The following is a 16142-nucleotide window of genomic DNA, read 5'->3' as shown; positions in this document are numbered from 1 at the left end:
GGATGAAACTATGTCGTCTACGAATAACAATATTGCAGAAGCCAATCCGGCAATGACACCGCGCGCCTATGAAATCAATGGCGCACATGCCGATGCGGCGCGCTTTGTTGCCATCGCTTGTGACCCATCGCGCTCGGTCGTGGTCGAAGCCTGCGCTGGCAGCGGCAAGACCTGGTTGCTGGTAGCGCGCGTGTTGCGCTTGCTGTTGTCCGGCACCGAACCTGCAGCGATTCTGGCGATTACATTTACGCGCAAGGCCGCGCAGGAAATGCGTGAGCGTCTGATGCAATTGCTGCATGAGTTGAGCTTGAAACCGGACGCAGAAGTGGTGCAGCTGTTGCGCGAACGTGGCGTGGCAGAGCATGAACTGGTTGCCATGTTGCCCGTCGCACGCGCCTTGTATGAACGCGTCTTGCGCAGCCCGCAGTCGTTATCCATCGATACCTTTCACAGCTGGTTTGCGCGCCTGATCCAGATCGCGCCGCTGGCTTCCGGCGTGCCGCACGGTTATGCCTTGACCGAAGCAACCGGCGAATTGCTGTCGGATGCATACAGCCGCTTCATGCAAGCCGTAAATGAAGCCGACAATCAGGAAGTCAAAGAAGCGCTGATCGCCTTGTACGCACAAACCGGCGACTGGAATGCGCGCAATCTATTGAATGCCTTTATCGGCAAGCGCGCCGAATGGTGGGCGTCGGTACAGAGCGGCGCGCCGATGGACTGGTTGGCAGAATTATGCGGTGAAGACGGCGAGATGGATGCGCGTCTTTCCCTTTGGGATGACAAGAAACTTGTCGCACGTATAGGACAGATAGCATGGTTGCTCGGCAAGGGGACGGCAGTCAATCAGGAGCGCGCGACCGCGATTGAAAAAGTACTGACGGAAGGTGCATCGCTGGAAAATTTCGCCGCACTGACGAATGAGTTTTTCGATGGCAGCGGCAAGTTCCGCAAGAATCGCGCTACCAAGGATTTGACCAAGGCCTTGCTGGAAAATCTCGGCGAGGATGGTGTCTATGCATTCGAAGTTGAGTTTGAAAGCGTGGGCGACGCGCTGAAGACAGTCTTGCGACGCAGCATGGAGCCGCAAGTGCTCGCACTTAATCGTGCACTGTTTACCGTCGGCGCCGCGTATCTGGAAACCTATCAGGCGGTCAAGGCCGAGCAGCGCGTATTCGATTTCGCCGATCTTGAATGGCAGGCGTATCGCTTGCTGACGAATGAAGAGCATGCGGCGTATCTGCAGAGCCGCCTCGATGCGCGATACCGCCACGTGTTGCTGGATGAATTTCAGGATACCAATCCGCTGCAATGGAGCATCGTGCAGGCGTGGCTGAATGCATATGGCGATGATGCCGACAAGCCGAGCATGTTCGTGGTCGGCGATCCCAAACAATCGATCTATCGCTTCCGGCGCGCCGAACCGCGGGTGTTTTCTGCTGCCAAGGAAACCCTGATGGCGCAAGGTGCCGACTTCCTGCGTACCAATCAGACGCGCCGCAATGCGCTGGCGATCGTCGATGTGATGAATGCGAGCTTTATCGGTAATCCGATATATCAGGCGCAAACCACACTGGAAAAAGAACGTGGCGCGGTGTGGCAATTGCCGTTGGTGCAACAAGAGAAAACGGAAAAAGTGGTGTGGACCCCTGCGCAATTGCGCGATCCGCTCACCACGCCGCGCGAGGAAGAGGAAGATGCACGCCGACTGGAAGAAGGGCGAGCAGTGGCGCAGGCGATCCTGCAAGCGCGTGCCGAACTGAAAAGCGAGCACTGGTCGGACGTAATGTTGCTGGTCAAGAAGCGCACGCATTTGCGTGCCTACGAATCCGCCTTGCGCGAAGCCGGTATTCCCTTTGCATCGGACAAGCGTGGCGGTTTGCTGGAGTCGCTGGAAGTTGCCGACCTGATTGCCTTGCTGACTTTCCTCATCACGCCGCATGACAATCTGGCGTTGGCGCATGTACTCAAATCGTCGATCATGGGTGCCGGCGATGAAGACTTGATCGCGCTCGCCTTGAGTCAGGAAAAAAAATGGTGGTCACGCCTGCAGCAGATTGCGCAAGAAGGTGTGTCGTCTGAACTGTCGCCCATATTGCAACGCGCAGTGCGCTTGCTGGAGAAATGGCTGCAGCTGGCACCCAGATTGCCGGTACATGATTTGCTCGACCGTATTTTGCACGATGGCGATGTGATCGCGCGTTATGCGCAAACCGCATCACATTTGGTGCGCGGCCAGGTGCTCGGCAATATTGAAGCGTTTACCGAACTGGCCTTGAATCTGGATGCGGGGCGTTATCCCAGTCTGCCAAAATTCATAGACGCCTTGCGTCGCCTGCAAAAGTCTGCCGACAGCGATGCCCCGGATGAAGCCGATATCGATGCCGCACTGGATGCGGTGCGCATACTGACGATACATGGCGCGAAAGGCCTGGAAGCACCTATCGTCATTTTGCTCGATGCCAATCATAGCGATGGGGCGCGCGACGATGTGGGCGTGCTGTGCGAATGGCCGCAGGACAAAGATGCCCCGGTTCATTTTTCAGTATTCGGCCGTCAGTCTGAACGCGGCGCTGCACGCGATTCATTGTTCGCCGAAGAAGAAAAACTGAAAGTGCAGGAAGACTGGAATCTGTTGTACGTCGCCGCCACGCGTGCCAAGAAGTTGCTGATCGTCAGCGGGGTCGCCGATCCACGCAGTTCTGCTGCGCATGGTGTGGCTGAAAGACGCTGGTATTCACGCTTCCAGGGTGCACAACAGATACAATTGGATGCCGACCTGCCAACGTTCGCCGCACAGCAGGAGGCAGAATTTCCGCTCGCCATCTTTAATCCACCTGCCTTGCCGCTACCTGCATCGTTGCAGCCGCTGGAACTGGCTTCTTTTTCGAATGCCGAGATTGAAGAGGGGATTGCACTGCACGCATTGATGGAGCGCCTGACACCTGCACATGCGTGGCCGATCAGCATGCATGCGCCGGACCAGATCGCCCGATGGCTGCCGTGTTCGCACGAACTGGCCGTTGTGGTCAGTGCGCAAGCAGCGACTATTCTGGCGCAGGCCGAGTTGGCGCATTTTTTCGACCCTGCACAGCATCGCTTTGCACGCAACGAAATGGAAGTGCAAACCAGTGCCGGTGTGGCGCGTTTCGATCGTGTCGTGATGTTTGATGATGAGTTGTGGATACTTGATTACAAACGCAATTTGTTTGACAGCGAACGTACAGAATACGCCGCGCAACTGGCGCGTTATCGTGCTGCAGCACAGCAGGTCTTCCCGGATGTGCGGATACGCAGCGGCCTGATTACGGTGGACGGGCGCCTGACAGAAATGTAAGGTGGGGGATGTTGCTTCAGTTGGGAAATGCGTGCATTTTTGGCAAGGAAGCAGACCGTCCCGTCATTATTGATACGCCGCGCACGCTAAATAGGTAGTCGGCAGAGAAAAACGCATAGTCTGCCCGCTCTATCTATTGACTGCCATTAACCTGCGCCACTATAGTGGCGGGATGATTTCCGACTTCCATAAACTTTCCGAAAAAATCAGCCAACTGGCTGAATTGACGCAAGCCTTGCGCAGTGAAAATGCAGATTTGCGTCTCAAATCGGTGGCGCTCGCGGCCGAGAACGCAGAACTGGCACGTCGCATGCAGGAAGCGCATGAACGCGTCGCAGCACTGCTAGAAAGTATTCCAACACCAGAACAAGATGAGGAAGCAGCATGATTCAGCTGGATGTTTCGATCATGGGGCAGTCCTATAAACTGGCATGCAAGGAAGGCGAAGAGGGCGCGTTGCAAGAAGCGGTCGCTTACCTCGATGCAAAAATGTGTGCGATTCGTGATGCCGGCAAGTTGAAGGGTAATGACAGGATTGCCGTGATGGCTGCGTTGGGTGTGACTGCTGAGTTGCTGGCAACCAAATCGCCGGAAGGTCCGCTATCCGATATGACCATGTCTGAAGTCAAGCATAAAATCGCTGCGATGCACGACACGCTCGATGCTGCGCTTGCTCCGCAAGAAAAACTGTTTTAAATCCATACTAATTCTTCTACTCGCGGGCGGTTTGGAGTAAACTAAGTGTTCCTGCCGTGTTCGCCATTGCCATAATTCCTTGAACCATTTATGCGCAACGGCTGCGGAATTTTGTTCGATGGGAGTGCGCGTCGCTAGCTCGATGAACCCGAAGTTGAACTAACTGCGGCCAACTTGAACCTCTTGGTTCAGGATGCCGGCAAAGCGGCACTGGCGGGGCTATATGTTGAAACGGTTGCATGAAAATGCAGCCGTTTTTTTTTTGCGCGCCGTATTTAGATTTTTGTCTTTGAAGCTGGGTATTTGAACGCTTCCCTGGTGCCACCCCTCATACGATGACGCCCGGTTTTTTCTGTAATAATGTGGGCAGCGTTCCCACTCTGTTTTCCCTTGCAGTATTCCATCTCATTTCGCGATCAAAGCTTATGCGCTACTGGCTCATGAAATCCGAACCCGGCGAAGTCAGCATCGATGATGCACTGGCCGCGCCGAATCAAACTGTGGCATGGACCGGCGTGCGTAATTATCAGGCGCGTAATTTCATGCGCGACGCGATGACGGTAGGTGATGGCGTGCTGTTCTATCACTCCAGTTGTGCCGAACCCGGCATTGCCGGTTTGGCAGAAGTAGCGAGTACGCCTTATCCGGACGAAACACAATTTGATGCGGCCAGTCCTTACTTCGATCCGAAAGCCACGCCCGAGACACCGCGCTGGATGCTGGTCGATGTCCGCATCCGTCACAAGACGCATTTGCTGCCATTGTCAGAGTTGCGTCAGACCCCCGAACTTGCCGATATGCTGGTTCTGCAAAAAGGCAGTCGCCTGTCGATCACGCCGGTCACTGCGGATGAATGGAAATTCATTTGCAAGAAGCTGCTCAAAAAGTAAGCAGATCGAGACGCACCGATTCTTCATCAAGTAGTTCCCTCTCGGCATTATTCGCCCCCTCTGGGCCGGCCTTAATCTTTCATGAACGAGATTGAGGTAGCTCTCGATTCATACAAAAAATCGCCGTCTATTTGTAAAAGTATGTAACTGCGTATTGGCAAAAAGCGCAGCACATATTCATATCCAGTTATAGGGAGCGTCAATATCTATCTGCTTAAAATTTAAGCAGATTCCTATCTGCGTAATCTCGCGCATTCTTTGAATCTCCCTTATGCGTCAACGATATACGCAAGACAGGTGCGCGGCTCCTTCCTCTTTCCCTACAAAATTATTTCACGCGTTTTACATTCGCAAATCTGATTATTTTCTTCTTGCCGTCGCATATAAATTCCGAGCGGTAACAGTTTTATTTTTGGTTCTGGCGTACCGAATTTTTTGTCATGGAACTAATCGTTGCCGCTGCTTCTCATACCGCCACTTCATATCAATACATCAACAATAAAATTTTGCACGATCGATTTTCGATCTTGCCTTGCATGAAAAATTGTTGCCTGTGTGTGGATTCCTTGGGATCGTTTTTTTAGATCCACAACGGATTCTTGCAGTGGTCACAACAACAATTGGGGAACGGGAAAATGATATCGATTCAAACATGCCGCATCTGTGCACACTTAACCTTCGGGCTGTCTTTGTGCAAAAACCAGCATCGTTTCTTCGATAGTCTGTGAGTCTAGATGATGAATGATCAACGCAAGAACGAGAGCCGTCGCCCTTATGTCCTGATACCTTTCGTGATGTTTGCAGGTGCGCTTACGTGTGTGCCTGCCAGCGCGCTTGATGGCGACACCTTCACACCCTACGTCACATATGGCGTCTATTACGATGCCAATCTGTTGCGACTACCTGATTCTGCCGCACAAAGTGATCGCTGGACGCGCGCTGCGGCAGGCTTACGGATGGATAAGGAGCTGGGACGGCAACGCTTGACTGCCGACCTCTCCGCCAATCAATCCGAATACGATCGCTTTGATCAATACAGCAACGTCGGCAAGGATCTGCTCGCGAACTGGAAATGGGCCTTGGGCAATCAGCTATCGGGTAACGTTGGTAGCAGTTATTCAGAAGGTCTGACGCCGTTTGACGATTACAAGAGCCTGGAACGCAGCATTCGTACCCAGCAAAAGAATTACGTCGATGGTAGCTGGCGCTTCCACCCGAGCTGGCAAGTCAACGCTGCTTACAATCGCTTTGATCTGCGCTATGACACGCAAGCGCAAAGTCCGTCCGAACGCAATCTGGACATGACCGATATCGGGATCGATTATCTGGCCAAAAGCGGCAACAAGATTGGTCTGGTTGCACGTCATATCGAAGGCGACTATCCGTACGCTGACATCAATTCCTATCAGCAGAATGAGTTGAAGGCCAAGGTCGACTGGCAGTTGACCGGCAAGACCTACCTGCAGTTTCTCGGCGGCTGGGCCAAACGCGAATACGCATCCACTCCACAGCGCGATTCCAGCGTGCCTAGCGCACGCCTGACTGCGTACTGGAAGGCCACCGGCAAGACGGCCTTCTCGCTAGGTGTATGGCGTGAGCTCGGCGCGACCGATGACCTCGCGGCCAACTATGCACGCAATCAAGGCATCAGTCTGGGATCGACATGGGATGCCACCAGCAAGATCAGCGTCGATGGTTTGTTGATGACGGAGAAGCGCGACTACAACGGTGTCGCGGTGATAGACGGGATTGCGCCATCGGATCGCGACGACCGCTACAACAATGCGGTACTTGGTTTGACGTACAAGCCGACCCTGCATTTCCGCATTCGCGCCTCAGTCTACCGGACCAATCTCGATTCAAACGTCTCGGCAGCCACCTACAAGACGAACGGCGCATTGATTACTACTCGCTATGAATTCTGATATTAGTCAAATCAAATATCCGGCCGATATACCTGCCCGCAAATTCTATCGCCGTCTGCTCGATCCATTGATTGCCATCGGATTGCTGTATTTGCTGATGCGAGTATCCGGCCATCCGTTTACGGCGAATCACGTGGTACTGGCGATACTGACATTTTTTATCAGTTCCACGGTATTTGGCTGGACTGATCCATGGCGCGATGCATCGTCAAGCAATGTTCTTACCTTGGGGAAATCCATCGTCGGCGCCTGGCTGGCGACGATTGTGCTCTTGCTCTTTTTTTCGTACGTTGCCGGCCTGGTGAGCTTGTTCCAGCAGCGTGAGACTGTGATCTGGCTCGCCATCACTCCGCCCGTGTTGCTGTTCGCGCAGATCGTGTTGCAAAAAGCGGGAATGGGTTTGAGCCGTACCAATGTACGTTCGGTCGTACTGGTTGGCGTAAACGAATTAAGTGTGAAACTGGCCGAGCGTGTCGATGAGAATCCGGATCTTCGTATGGAGATCAACGGTTTTTTCGACGACAGGGATACCTCGCGTCAACCGACAGGCCAGAAAGTCACTTTGCTGGGCAGTATGTCGGACATTCCTGCTTATGTGCGCAAGCACAACGTCAACACGATTTTCATCAGCCAGCCGATTTCTGCGCAGCCGCGCATACGCAAGTTGCTGAATGAATTGCAGGACACGACGGCATCGATTTATTTTCTGCCGGATATTTATGTCTTCGATCTGATACAGGCACGCTTCGATAGCGTGGCTGGCTTGCCGGTCGTTGCGATATGCGAATCGCCGTTCACCGGCATCAACAATATGATCAAGCGCGGCAGCGACTTTGTCCTGGCACTGATGATTCAAATCATTCTGTTGCCGCTCATGCTAGGTATTGCGATTGCGATCAAGGTGACGTCACCCGGGCCGGTAATTTTCCGTCAGCGCCGCTACGGCCTCGATGGTGAAGAAATCATCGTCTACAAGTTTCGCTCGATGACCGTATGCGAAGACGGTGCACGCGTGGTGCAGGCGACCAAGAACGATCAGCGTGTAACGCGCATAGGCGCATTTCTGCGTCGTACTTCGCTCGATGAACTGCCGCAGTTCTTCAACGTATTGCAAGGGCGGATGAGCATCGTCGGTCCGCGTCCGCACGCGATTGCGCACAACGAACTGTATCGCAAGCAAATCAAGGGTTACATGCTGCGCCACAAAGTGCGTCCCGGTATTACCGGTTGGGCACAGGTCAATGGCTTTCGCGGCGAGACCGACACGCTGGACAAGATGGAGGCGCGCATCGCCTACGACCTCGATTACTTGCGGCGCTGGTCGCTGGCACTCGACTTGTGGATTATCGCGCGCACGGTCGGCGTGGTCCTCAAACGCGATAACGCTTATTGAGCACGCTGCAAGCGCTCGTAAGAAATCAGTAATACGCACTTGTTGATACAAGACTCGCAATACGGAAATTCAAGCAATGGAGAGAACAATGAAAAAAATCAAACACGCAATGCTGATGATACTGATGGTGACCATCGGCAGTTGGGCAACCGCGGCCGATGTTCCGCTAGGCCCCGGCGACGTGCTGAAGATCACCGTCTTTGGTCAGCCTGACCTGACGCTGGAAACCCGCGTCAGCGAAGCCGGCAGTATTTCCTATCCGCTGGTGGGCGAAGTCAAGGTCGGCGGTCTGTCGTCGAATCAGGCTGAACAGAAGATTGCCGAAATGCTGGATAAAGGCGGCTTCGTGCGCAAGCCGCAAGTCAATCTGATGGTCACTGAAATGCAGAGCCAGCAGGTTTCCGTATTGGGTCAGGTCAACAAGCCTGGACGTTATCCGGTGGATGGCAAGCGCAGTTTGACTGACATTCTGGCGATGGCCGGCGGTGCTAATGAAGAAGCGGCCGATACCGTGATTCTTACGCATAACGAAGGCGGCAAAACAACCAAGGAAAAAATCGATTTACTGGAGTTGATACGTTCCGGCGATCCTGCAAAAAATCGTCAACTGGCGGCCGGTGATTCCGTGTTTGTCGAACGTGCGCCGCGCTTCTACATCTATGGCGAAGTCACCAAGCCTGGTTCTTACAAACTGGAACGCGACATGATGGTCTTGCAGGCACTGTCGACCGGCGGCGGCTTGAGCCCGCGTGGCACCGAACGCGGTGTGCGCATCAAGCGGCGCGATGCCAATGGCGTGTTGCAAATCATCACCGTCAAACATGACGACCTGTTGAAGCCTGACGACATCGTCTATGTAAAAGAAAGCCTGTTCTGAACCGGGAGTTGATATGACACTTGCACAAATTCTGCGCACCTTGCGTGCACGTTACAAGATCGTCCTGCTCTTGCTTGCCGTAACGGTAGTGGCCGCCTTCGCCGTCAGCCTGCTGATGCCCAAGACCTACAAGGCAACCACGTCTCTTGTCCTCAACAACAAGGGTATAGATCCCGTGACCGGCCTGAATGTACCGGTACAGCTGACACCTGGCTATCTGCCTACGCAAGTCGATATAGTCAAAAGCAAGATTGTCGCGCTGAAAGTGGTTGACGACCTCAAGCTGGCGGAAGCGCCGGCAGCGAAGGAACGTTTCGCAAAAATGGAGCCTGGCCAAACCACGATACGGGATTGGCTGGCGGATGGCTTGCGTGCCAATCTGACGGTGGAGCCGGCGCGCGACAGTAGCGTACTGAACGTCACTTTCAAAGGTGATGATGCCGAATATGTCGCGCGGATTGCGAATGCATTTGCAGCGGCCTACCAGCAGGTAAGCGTGGACTTGAAAGTCGCCCCTGCGCAAAAAGCCAGCGGTTACATCAATGATCAGATCAAGCTGTTGCGCGAAAATTTTGAAGCAGCGCAAAACAAGATGTCTGCCTATCAGAAGGAAAACAATATTTTCAGTAGCGACAACAAGCTGGATGTGGAAACTGCGCGCCTGAATGAATTGTCTAGCCAGCTGGTAATGGCGCAAGGTCAATCGATGGAAGCGACATCTCGCCAGCGTCAGGTGCAAAGCAATGCAGGCGGTTCGCCGGACGTACTGTCGAACCCATTGATCCAGACTTTGAAATCGAGATTGTCGGAAGCCGAGGCAAAATTTGCCGACACCTCCGCCAAACTCAATGTCAATCATCCGCAATACATCGCCGCCAAATCCGAAGTCGATAATCTGCGTGCCAATCTGAACCGGCAAATCGGCCTGGCCTCCACCGGAGTCATCAGCAATGCACGCATCCAGCAACAGCGCGAAGCGGAAGTCCGTACAGCATTGAACGCACAGAAGGAAAAAGTCCTCGCCCTCAATGGTGCGCGTGACGAACTGAGCGTACTGGCGAACGAAATGGAAAACGCCAAGCGCGCCTATGAAACCGCGTCGCAACGTTTGACGCAAACCAATCTGGAAGGGCAATCGACGCAATCCGATATTTCTGTATTGACCGCTGCCTCGGTGCCGCGCAGTCCGGCCGGCCCGCGCATGTTGCTGAATCTTTTGCTGGCCTTGGTGGTCGGCAGCATCCTCGGCATCGCGGCCGCGATCGCGATGGAATTGCTGGATCAGCGCGTGCGCTCGGCTGACGATCTGGCGCAATTGTTCGGCTTGCCATTGTTGGGCGTCATTGAAAAAACGCGCGTGATCAGACACAGACCGCAACGTCGCCTTGGTGTTTCGGCACCTGCGTGAACCTGATGTCCAAAGCGTACTTAACTTCTAAGCATTCGATTTAAAAAAGCGAATTGGAAATATCATGATCAAGACACCCCATCAATTGCAGGATGCTGCAAAAATGCAGCATTCGCAGGCGCCGCGTCTGACCACCAATCAGATCGGTAGCATCCTGATCGATAGCGGTCGCTTGACGGCAGACGAAGCGCAAAGAATTTTGCAAGAACAGCATGTGGGGCGGCAACGTTTCGGCGACGCCGGCATTGCGCTCGGCTTGCTGACACCGGCCGATATCGACTTCGCGCTGTCGAATCAGTTTTCTTATCCTTATCTGATACGCGGTCAAAGCAATGTCAGCGAGGAAGTCATCGCCGCCTACGATCCGTTCAGCAAGCAGGTCGAAGCCTTGCGCGCCTTGCGCAGCCAGCTCGTGATGCGCTGGTTCGGTTCCAGCGAACAGCGTTCGGCGATGGCGATTACCAGCGCCGAACGCGGTGACGGTCGCAGTTTCATCGCCGCCAACCTCGCCGTACTTTTTTCACAATTGGGTCAGCGTACCTTGCTGATCGATGCGGATATGCGCAACCCCAGCCAGCATCGCTTGTTCGGCATAGAAAATCGTAGCGGGCTGTCGTCGATATTGTCCGGCCGCAGTGGCGTGGCAGATATCCATCGGATTCCCTCTCTGGTTGATTTGTCCATCCTGCCCAGCGGTGCGACGCCGCCGAATCCTCAGGAGTTGCTGGGTCGTAGCGCTTTCACGAATATGCTGCGCGAATTCAGGGACGAGTTCGATGTGATCTTGATCGATACGCCGCCGGATTACGACTACGCCGATAGCCAGACTGCAGCCGCACGTGCCGGCTCTGCGCTGGTGGTCGCGCGCAAGGACATCAGCCATGCCGGTGCGATCGGCAATCTGGTCGATTCGATGAAGCATGCCGGCGTCATGGTGGTGGGCGCTGTGCTGAATGAATATTGAAGAGAGTGAAACACAGATGCCGAATCTGAATGTGGAAATGGTGAATGACGCACAGCGTGGGCACAGACACGACCAATTGAGCGCGGACCTGATCGGCCGGCATGAAATCCTGCGCGATCTGATTGGTTACGCCCCATTCCATTACGTCGATATTCCCACGCACGGCAATATCGGCGACCTGTTGATCATGCATGGCACGCTGGCTTTTTTCCGCAAGCATCGCCTGGTGCCGAAACTGATTGCCCCTTATTTTGCCTACGACCCGCGCTGGATCGCGCCGGAAGATGTCATCGTGTTCCACGGTGGTGGCAACTTTGGCGATCTGTACCCGTATTTTCAGGACCTGCGCGAAAGCATCGTGCAGAACCACAGGGAAAATCGCATCATCATACTGCCGCAATCGCTGCATTTTTCATCGCCCGAAAAGATGCAAGAGTCGGCACGACTGTTCCGCATGCATGCCGATGTACACCTCTGTGTGCGCGATCAGGTGTCGTACCAAATGGCGCAGCAATTCACCGATAACGTCTATCTGTTGCCTGATATGGCACATCAACTGTTTCCAATGCTGGCGGATGCCGGTTCGCCGTCTGCGGGCAGTCTGCGCATCAGTCGCGTCGATGATGAAAGCAGTCCGCAAGCCGGTTTGCGCAATATGGTCTCGACTACAGTCACCGACTGGCCGGAGTTTGTCGGTCAGCGGGAAGTCCGTATCAATCTGTTCCGCCGCGTCATAGGCGCTTTCTTCCGGCGCGGCCTGGGCTGGTCGGCCAACAGCATACTGGTGCGCTTGTGGATTGCTTACTCGGGTCGTCTGATCGCCGATGCGGCGCAATTATTCGCACGACATGAATTGATTGTCACCGATCGCTTGCATGGCCACATTCTGGCTTGCCTGCTGCGCAAGCAAAACATCGTGCTCGATAACAGCTATGGAAAAAATTCACGTTACGTCGAGGCATGGACCCTCAATAGTGAGCTGGTCATGTTGCAGAAACAAAATGCAGCGCATGCGACGACAACGTTTACACGTCACGGCCCGATGGCCGCTGCACTATAAGGGAGCTGATTTTGGCGACGATAGATGTCTTGCTGCCGGTTAAAAACGGTATCGATTTTCTGGCAGATTCGCTGGATAGTATTTGCGCGCAGACTTTCAGGGATTGGCGCTTGCTGGTACTGGATCACGGCTCTACCGATGGCAGCCTGGAAATGGCGGGGGATTATCACCGGCGCGATCCGCGCATACAGGTGTACAGCTTTCCGGAAGCCGAAGGATTGGCAGGATTGCTGAACCGGGGGCTGGATATCAGCGATTGCAAATACGTGATGCGGCATGATGCTGATGACGTGTGCTTTGTCGATCGGATGGACATTATGCTGGCAGCGTTCAAACGCCAGCCTGACTGCATCGCGATCAGCGGCCAATCAGAAGTGATCAATGGCGCAGGCGAGGTGACCGGCAACATCAAGATGCCTATAGGCAGGCACCGAGTCGCGGCTGCCAGCTTCTTCCGCAATCCGATCACGCATCCTGCGGCGATGATGGATTTTACGGCGGTGAAAAAATTGGGTGTGCGTTACGGCGTCGATTTCCTGAACGTCCTGCCGGCTGACAAGCGCATCGAGGTGAATGCGCTGGCAGAGGATTACTTCATGTTCGGGCAATTGGCGATACTGGGTAAATGCACGAACGTACCTTCCGAGTTGATTCAATATCGCTGGCACGGCAGTAATGTCAGCGCCACCCGCTTTCGCGAGCAGGTAGAAGTGTCATTAGCGATTTCGCGCTACCTCGCGCGGTCGTTCAGCACCATGCATGGCTTGCCGTACTTCGATCCGGCGCCATTCTGTAATCACGGGGGTATCCTGTTCGATGTCGCCGGCCAAAGTGATTTCTCCGATGCATTCGAACAAATGGCGTACACCTTGCGTCGCGGCCTAGGCCATTCGGAAGAACTGGAACGCGAACTGGCTTTCCGCAAAATGGCGACCACGCGGCAGGACGCGCGGCTGTTGTGGCGTTACTTCCGTTTCCAGTCGCGCAACGCACCGGAAACCGGCGAGTGGAATGCGATCCGCTCGTGGCTGATACGCCGCCTGCCGGGCAAGCCGCAGATGAGTGTAGCGAGGGAATTGAATGCGGAGCTGGCTGCAGAAGCGGCTATCTGAGCACATGCTGAATCCGACGACAATCAGGCAGTTCGACGGCAAAGTGCATGCGCGCTGGGTGCCGGCTGCGTCGGATGCCTATGCGGTGTTGGCGGTTGTCGTGTTGGCTCTGGTGATGGGCATCATCGTCCCTTTCTACACCGATGTGATGGATTACAAGCTGGCGCGCTTGCTGGCGTTGCCGGCGATTCTGGTATTCGGTTTCTTGCTGATATTCAATCGCCTGTTATTGCTGACGCTGATCATACTGTTCAGGTCTACCGGCGACGTGATTCTGGAATCCACCCGTTTTTCCCTCGGCAGCTACGAAACCGGCGTCGGCGGCTTGATCAATCTGTGCGTGATCATGCTGGCGTGCATGCTGGTATTTGAAAAGCCGTCGCGCTTGCCGAAGAAGATGACCTTGTCCTGGGTTCCGTTCTTGCTGGTGGCCTTGTTCGGCGTCGTGATTTCGCCGGAAAAAGGCGATGCGATTCGCACTTATCTGACTTTGCTGTCTTACTTCGCGATGTTCGTGATCGCGTTTTACTTTGTTCATTCAGGCAAGGATTTCCGTCACTGCATAAAACTGGTTCTATGGTCGTCGGTTTTGCCCGCACTGTATGCGCTGGTGGATGTCGCCATGAATGGTGGAGCCGGCGGTGCGGAAGGATTCCGCCTGCAATCTACCTTTACCCATCCAAACATCTTTGCGTTTTACCTTACGCTGATGATTCCCTTGACCCTGTATGTACTCAAGGACAAGGTTGCACCACTAAAAAGCGGCAGTCGGGTTGCGCTCACGCTGTATATGTTTTATATGCTGGCCTTGCTAGTACTGACGCAAACCAGAAGTGCCTGGCTGGCGCTGATGATTGTGTTTGTTGCCTACGCCCTGTTGTTTGAACGACGTTATCTGTTGTACCTGATGCTGCTACCTGTCGCCGCCTTGCTGATACCGGAGATACGTGATCGCTTGATGGATCTGGGCAGCGGCACGGCAGCTGTCGGCTATGCCAAGCTGAATTCGTTTGCGTGGCGTCTGTCGATCTGGGAAAGTGGTTTGCAATGGATGCGACCGAGCCAGTACGTGTTTGGTTACGGGCTGGAAGCGTTTCGCCATTATTCACAAACCTTTTTCCCCGCCGCCAATCATATGAACTGGGGCGCGCACAATGTGTATGTGCAATGGTTCTTTGACGTCGGCTTGCTTGGATTGTCGGCTTACCTGTTTTTGTATGCGCGGGTCGCGATGATGCTGAAATCGCTGATAAAGGTCGACAAGCTGGCCGCCTTCGTGAGCTTGAGCCTGGTCTTTATCTATTTGGTAGTGTCGTCTTCGGACAATATCTTCGGTTACCTGGTTTTCAACTGGTACTTCTGGTTCACCGTCGGCATTGGTTGTGCATTGGCAACTAGCGTCATACCTCAGATAAACAGGCCAAGTCCGACGCGTGCAGAACCGCATGCACGAGCGGTGCAACCATGACTTCCTCCATCCCTCGCCTGCAAGTGCTGGATGGCTGGCGCGGCATCAGTATTCTGTGCGTGCTGGCAGCGCATTTGCTGCCCATGGGCCCCAAGGTCTTGCAACTGAATGCAATGTTCGGGCTGCTGGGGATGTCGCTGTTTTTTACGCTTTCCGGATTTCTGATCACCTCCTTCCTGCTGAAGAATCCGACCACACTGGATTTTCTGGTGCGCCGCTTCTTTCGCATCATTCCTTTGGCCTGGCTGTATTTGCTGATCGCATTGGCGATCGCCGGCGCGTCGTCGGATACCTGGCTTGCGCATTATTTTTTCTACGCAAATCTGCCCCCCAAGCATTTGGTTTCATTGACGGATCACATCTGGAGTCTGTGCCTGGAGATGCAGTTCTATGTTGGCATCGCCTTGCTGTATGCAGTATTTGGCGTGCGCAGCCTGCTGGCGATTCCATTGATCGCCGTGTTGTTCACCATGCTGCGCGTGATGGATGGTGTGTATGCGTCCAGCATCAGTTATTACCGTATCGATGAGATTCTGGCCGGTTGCACGCTTGCACTGATTTATCACAGGCGCCTTGATCCGCGCTTGCTGATCTGGATGAAAAAAATTCCGCAAGGACTGCTGCTGATCTTGCTGCTGGTGTCCTGTCACGAGCAGGGCGGCGCGATGAATTATCTGCGTCCTTATCTGGCGGCATTACTGATAGGCAGCACCATCGTGCATCCGACTCGCGCGATTGCGCCCTGGCTGAATAACCGGGTGCTGGTTTATCTGGCCGCGGTCTCGTATGCGCTGTATGTAATTCATCCGCTACTGGCCGGAACCTGGTTGGGAAGTGGCGACGTCATCGTCAAGTACCTGAAGCGTCCCCTGCTGTTCATGGTTTTGTTTGCGCTGGCCCATCTGTCGACTTTTTACTATGAACATTGGTGGATGGCGAACGGCAAGAGTTTGATCAAGAAATTGAAACTGAAGGCAGCCTGAGCAATCAAGACCGCCTGAAAAAAGGATAT

Annotated in this window: 13 protein-coding genes and 1 other RNA gene; all 14 read left to right on the top strand. The window is 54.1% G+C overall.

Features of this window, described 5'->3' with window-relative positions; translation table 11 throughout:
- The first annotated feature begins 10 nt into the window (after positions 1-10).
- Positions 11-3337 carry a UvrD-helicase domain-containing protein gene (locus tag ACFQO0_RS10980; protein ID WP_382234550.1) on the top strand — a complete coding sequence of 1109 codons (3327 nt, stop codon included), beginning with the start codon at positions 11-13 and terminating at the stop codon, positions 3335-3337.
- A gap of 172 nt (positions 3338-3509) precedes the next feature.
- Complete coding sequence (locus ACFQO0_RS10975) at positions 3510-3725, top strand: DUF904 domain-containing protein (protein ID WP_382234548.1); 216 nt, start codon at positions 3510-3512, stop codon at positions 3723-3725.
- Positions 3722-4033 carry a cell division protein ZapA gene (locus ACFQO0_RS10970; protein WP_382234546.1) on the top strand — a complete coding sequence of 104 codons (312 nt, stop codon included), beginning with the start codon at positions 3722-3724 and terminating at the stop codon, positions 4031-4033. The genes ACFQO0_RS10975 and ACFQO0_RS10970 overlap by 4 nt, the downstream gene beginning before the upstream one ends.
- Before the next feature lie 45 nt (positions 4034-4078).
- Positions 4079-4257: non-coding RNA, 6S RNA (ssrS, locus tag ACFQO0_RS10965), on the top strand.
- A 201-nt stretch (positions 4258-4458) separates the two neighbouring features.
- Positions 4459-4923: an EVE domain-containing protein gene (locus ACFQO0_RS10960; RefSeq protein ID WP_382234544.1), complete on the top strand. Its 465-nt coding sequence runs from the start codon at positions 4459-4461 to the stop codon at positions 4921-4923.
- Positions 4924-5657: 734 nt separating this feature from the next.
- Positions 5658-6848 carry an XrtB/PEP-CTERM-associated polysaccharide biosynthesis outer membrane protein EpsL gene (epsL, locus tag ACFQO0_RS10955; protein ID WP_382234542.1) on the top strand — a complete coding sequence of 397 codons (1191 nt, stop codon included), beginning with the start codon at positions 5658-5660 and terminating at the stop codon, positions 6846-6848.
- Complete coding sequence (locus ACFQO0_RS10950; RefSeq protein ID WP_382234540.1) at positions 6838-8241, top strand: undecaprenyl-phosphate glucose phosphotransferase; 1404 nt, start codon at positions 6838-6840, stop codon at positions 8239-8241. The genes epsL and ACFQO0_RS10950 overlap by 11 nt, the downstream gene beginning before the upstream one ends.
- A gap of 88 nt (positions 8242-8329) precedes the next feature.
- A complete protein-coding gene (epsE, locus tag ACFQO0_RS10945; RefSeq protein ID WP_382234538.1) occupies positions 8330-9118 on the top strand; it encodes a polysaccharide export protein EpsE in 789 nt (262 codons plus the stop codon).
- Between the two features lie 13 nt (positions 9119-9131).
- Entirely contained in the window at positions 9132-10526 is a 1395-nt protein-coding gene (epsF, locus tag ACFQO0_RS10940) for a chain length determinant protein EpsF (protein WP_382234536.1), read from the top strand.
- Positions 10527-10590: 64 nt separating this feature from the next.
- Entirely contained in the window at positions 10591-11490 is a 900-nt protein-coding gene (epsG, locus tag ACFQO0_RS10935; protein WP_382234534.1) for a chain length determinant protein tyrosine kinase EpsG, read from the top strand.
- The gene (locus tag ACFQO0_RS10930; protein ID WP_382234532.1) at positions 11480-12550 is read left to right on the top strand and encodes a polysaccharide pyruvyl transferase family protein; all 1071 of its coding nucleotides are present in this window, start codon (positions 11480-11482) and stop codon (positions 12548-12550) included. The genes epsG and ACFQO0_RS10930 overlap by 11 nt, the downstream gene beginning before the upstream one ends.
- Positions 12551-12561: 11 nt before the next feature.
- Positions 12562-13662: a glycosyltransferase family 2 protein gene (locus tag ACFQO0_RS10925; protein ID WP_382234530.1), complete on the top strand. Its 1101-nt coding sequence runs from the start codon at positions 12562-12564 to the stop codon at positions 13660-13662.
- Complete coding sequence (locus tag ACFQO0_RS10920) at positions 13631-15130, top strand: O-antigen ligase family protein (protein ID WP_382234528.1); 1500 nt, start codon at positions 13631-13633, stop codon at positions 15128-15130. The genes ACFQO0_RS10925 and ACFQO0_RS10920 overlap by 32 nt, the downstream gene beginning before the upstream one ends.
- Complete coding sequence (locus ACFQO0_RS10915; protein ID WP_382234526.1) at positions 15127-16113, top strand: acyltransferase family protein; 987 nt, start codon at positions 15127-15129, stop codon at positions 16111-16113. Before ACFQO0_RS10920 ends, ACFQO0_RS10915 begins: the two co-directional genes overlap by 4 nt.
- Positions 16114-16142 lie beyond the last annotated feature (29 nt).

The organism is Herminiimonas aquatilis (assembly GCF_042665175.1).
In the GTDB taxonomy this organism is placed as follows: Bacteria; Pseudomonadota; Gammaproteobacteria; order Burkholderiales; family Burkholderiaceae_D; genus Oxalicibacterium; species Oxalicibacterium aquatilis.
Note: the sequence above shows the minus strand (reverse complement) of the source record. Positions and strands in the feature narration are given on the sequence as shown.

Bases quoted from the DNA above. Each gene is read 5' to 3' on its own strand.
- ACFQO0_RS10980 (WP_382234550.1), top strand. From the start codon at position 11: ATGTCGTCTACGAATAACAATATTGCAGAAGCCAATCCGGCAATGACA.
- ACFQO0_RS10975 (WP_382234548.1), top strand. From the start codon at position 3,510: ATGATTTCCGACTTCCATAAACTTTCCGAAAAAATCAGCCAACTGGCT.
- ACFQO0_RS10970 (WP_382234546.1), top strand. From the start codon at position 3,722: ATGATTCAGCTGGATGTTTCGATCATGGGGCAGTCCTATAAACTGGCA.
- ACFQO0_RS10960 (WP_382234544.1), top strand. From the start codon at position 4,459: ATGCGCTACTGGCTCATGAAATCCGAACCCGGCGAAGTCAGCATCGAT.
- epsL (WP_382234542.1), top strand. From the start codon at position 5,658: ATGATGAATGATCAACGCAAGAACGAGAGCCGTCGCCCTTATGTCCTG.
- ACFQO0_RS10950 (WP_382234540.1), top strand. From the start codon at position 6,838: ATGAATTCTGATATTAGTCAAATCAAATATCCGGCCGATATACCTGCC.
- epsE (WP_382234538.1), top strand. From the start codon at position 8,330: ATGAAAAAAATCAAACACGCAATGCTGATGATACTGATGGTGACCATC.
- epsF (WP_382234536.1), top strand. From the start codon at position 9,132: ATGACACTTGCACAAATTCTGCGCACCTTGCGTGCACGTTACAAGATC.
- epsG (WP_382234534.1), top strand. From the start codon at position 10,591: ATGATCAAGACACCCCATCAATTGCAGGATGCTGCAAAAATGCAGCAT.
- ACFQO0_RS10930 (WP_382234532.1), top strand. From the start codon at position 11,480: ATGAATATTGAAGAGAGTGAAACACAGATGCCGAATCTGAATGTGGAA.
- ACFQO0_RS10920 (WP_382234528.1), top strand. From the start codon at position 13,631: ATGCGGAGCTGGCTGCAGAAGCGGCTATCTGAGCACATGCTGAATCCG.
- ACFQO0_RS10915 (WP_382234526.1), top strand. From the start codon at position 15,127: ATGACTTCCTCCATCCCTCGCCTGCAAGTGCTGGATGGCTGGCGCGGC.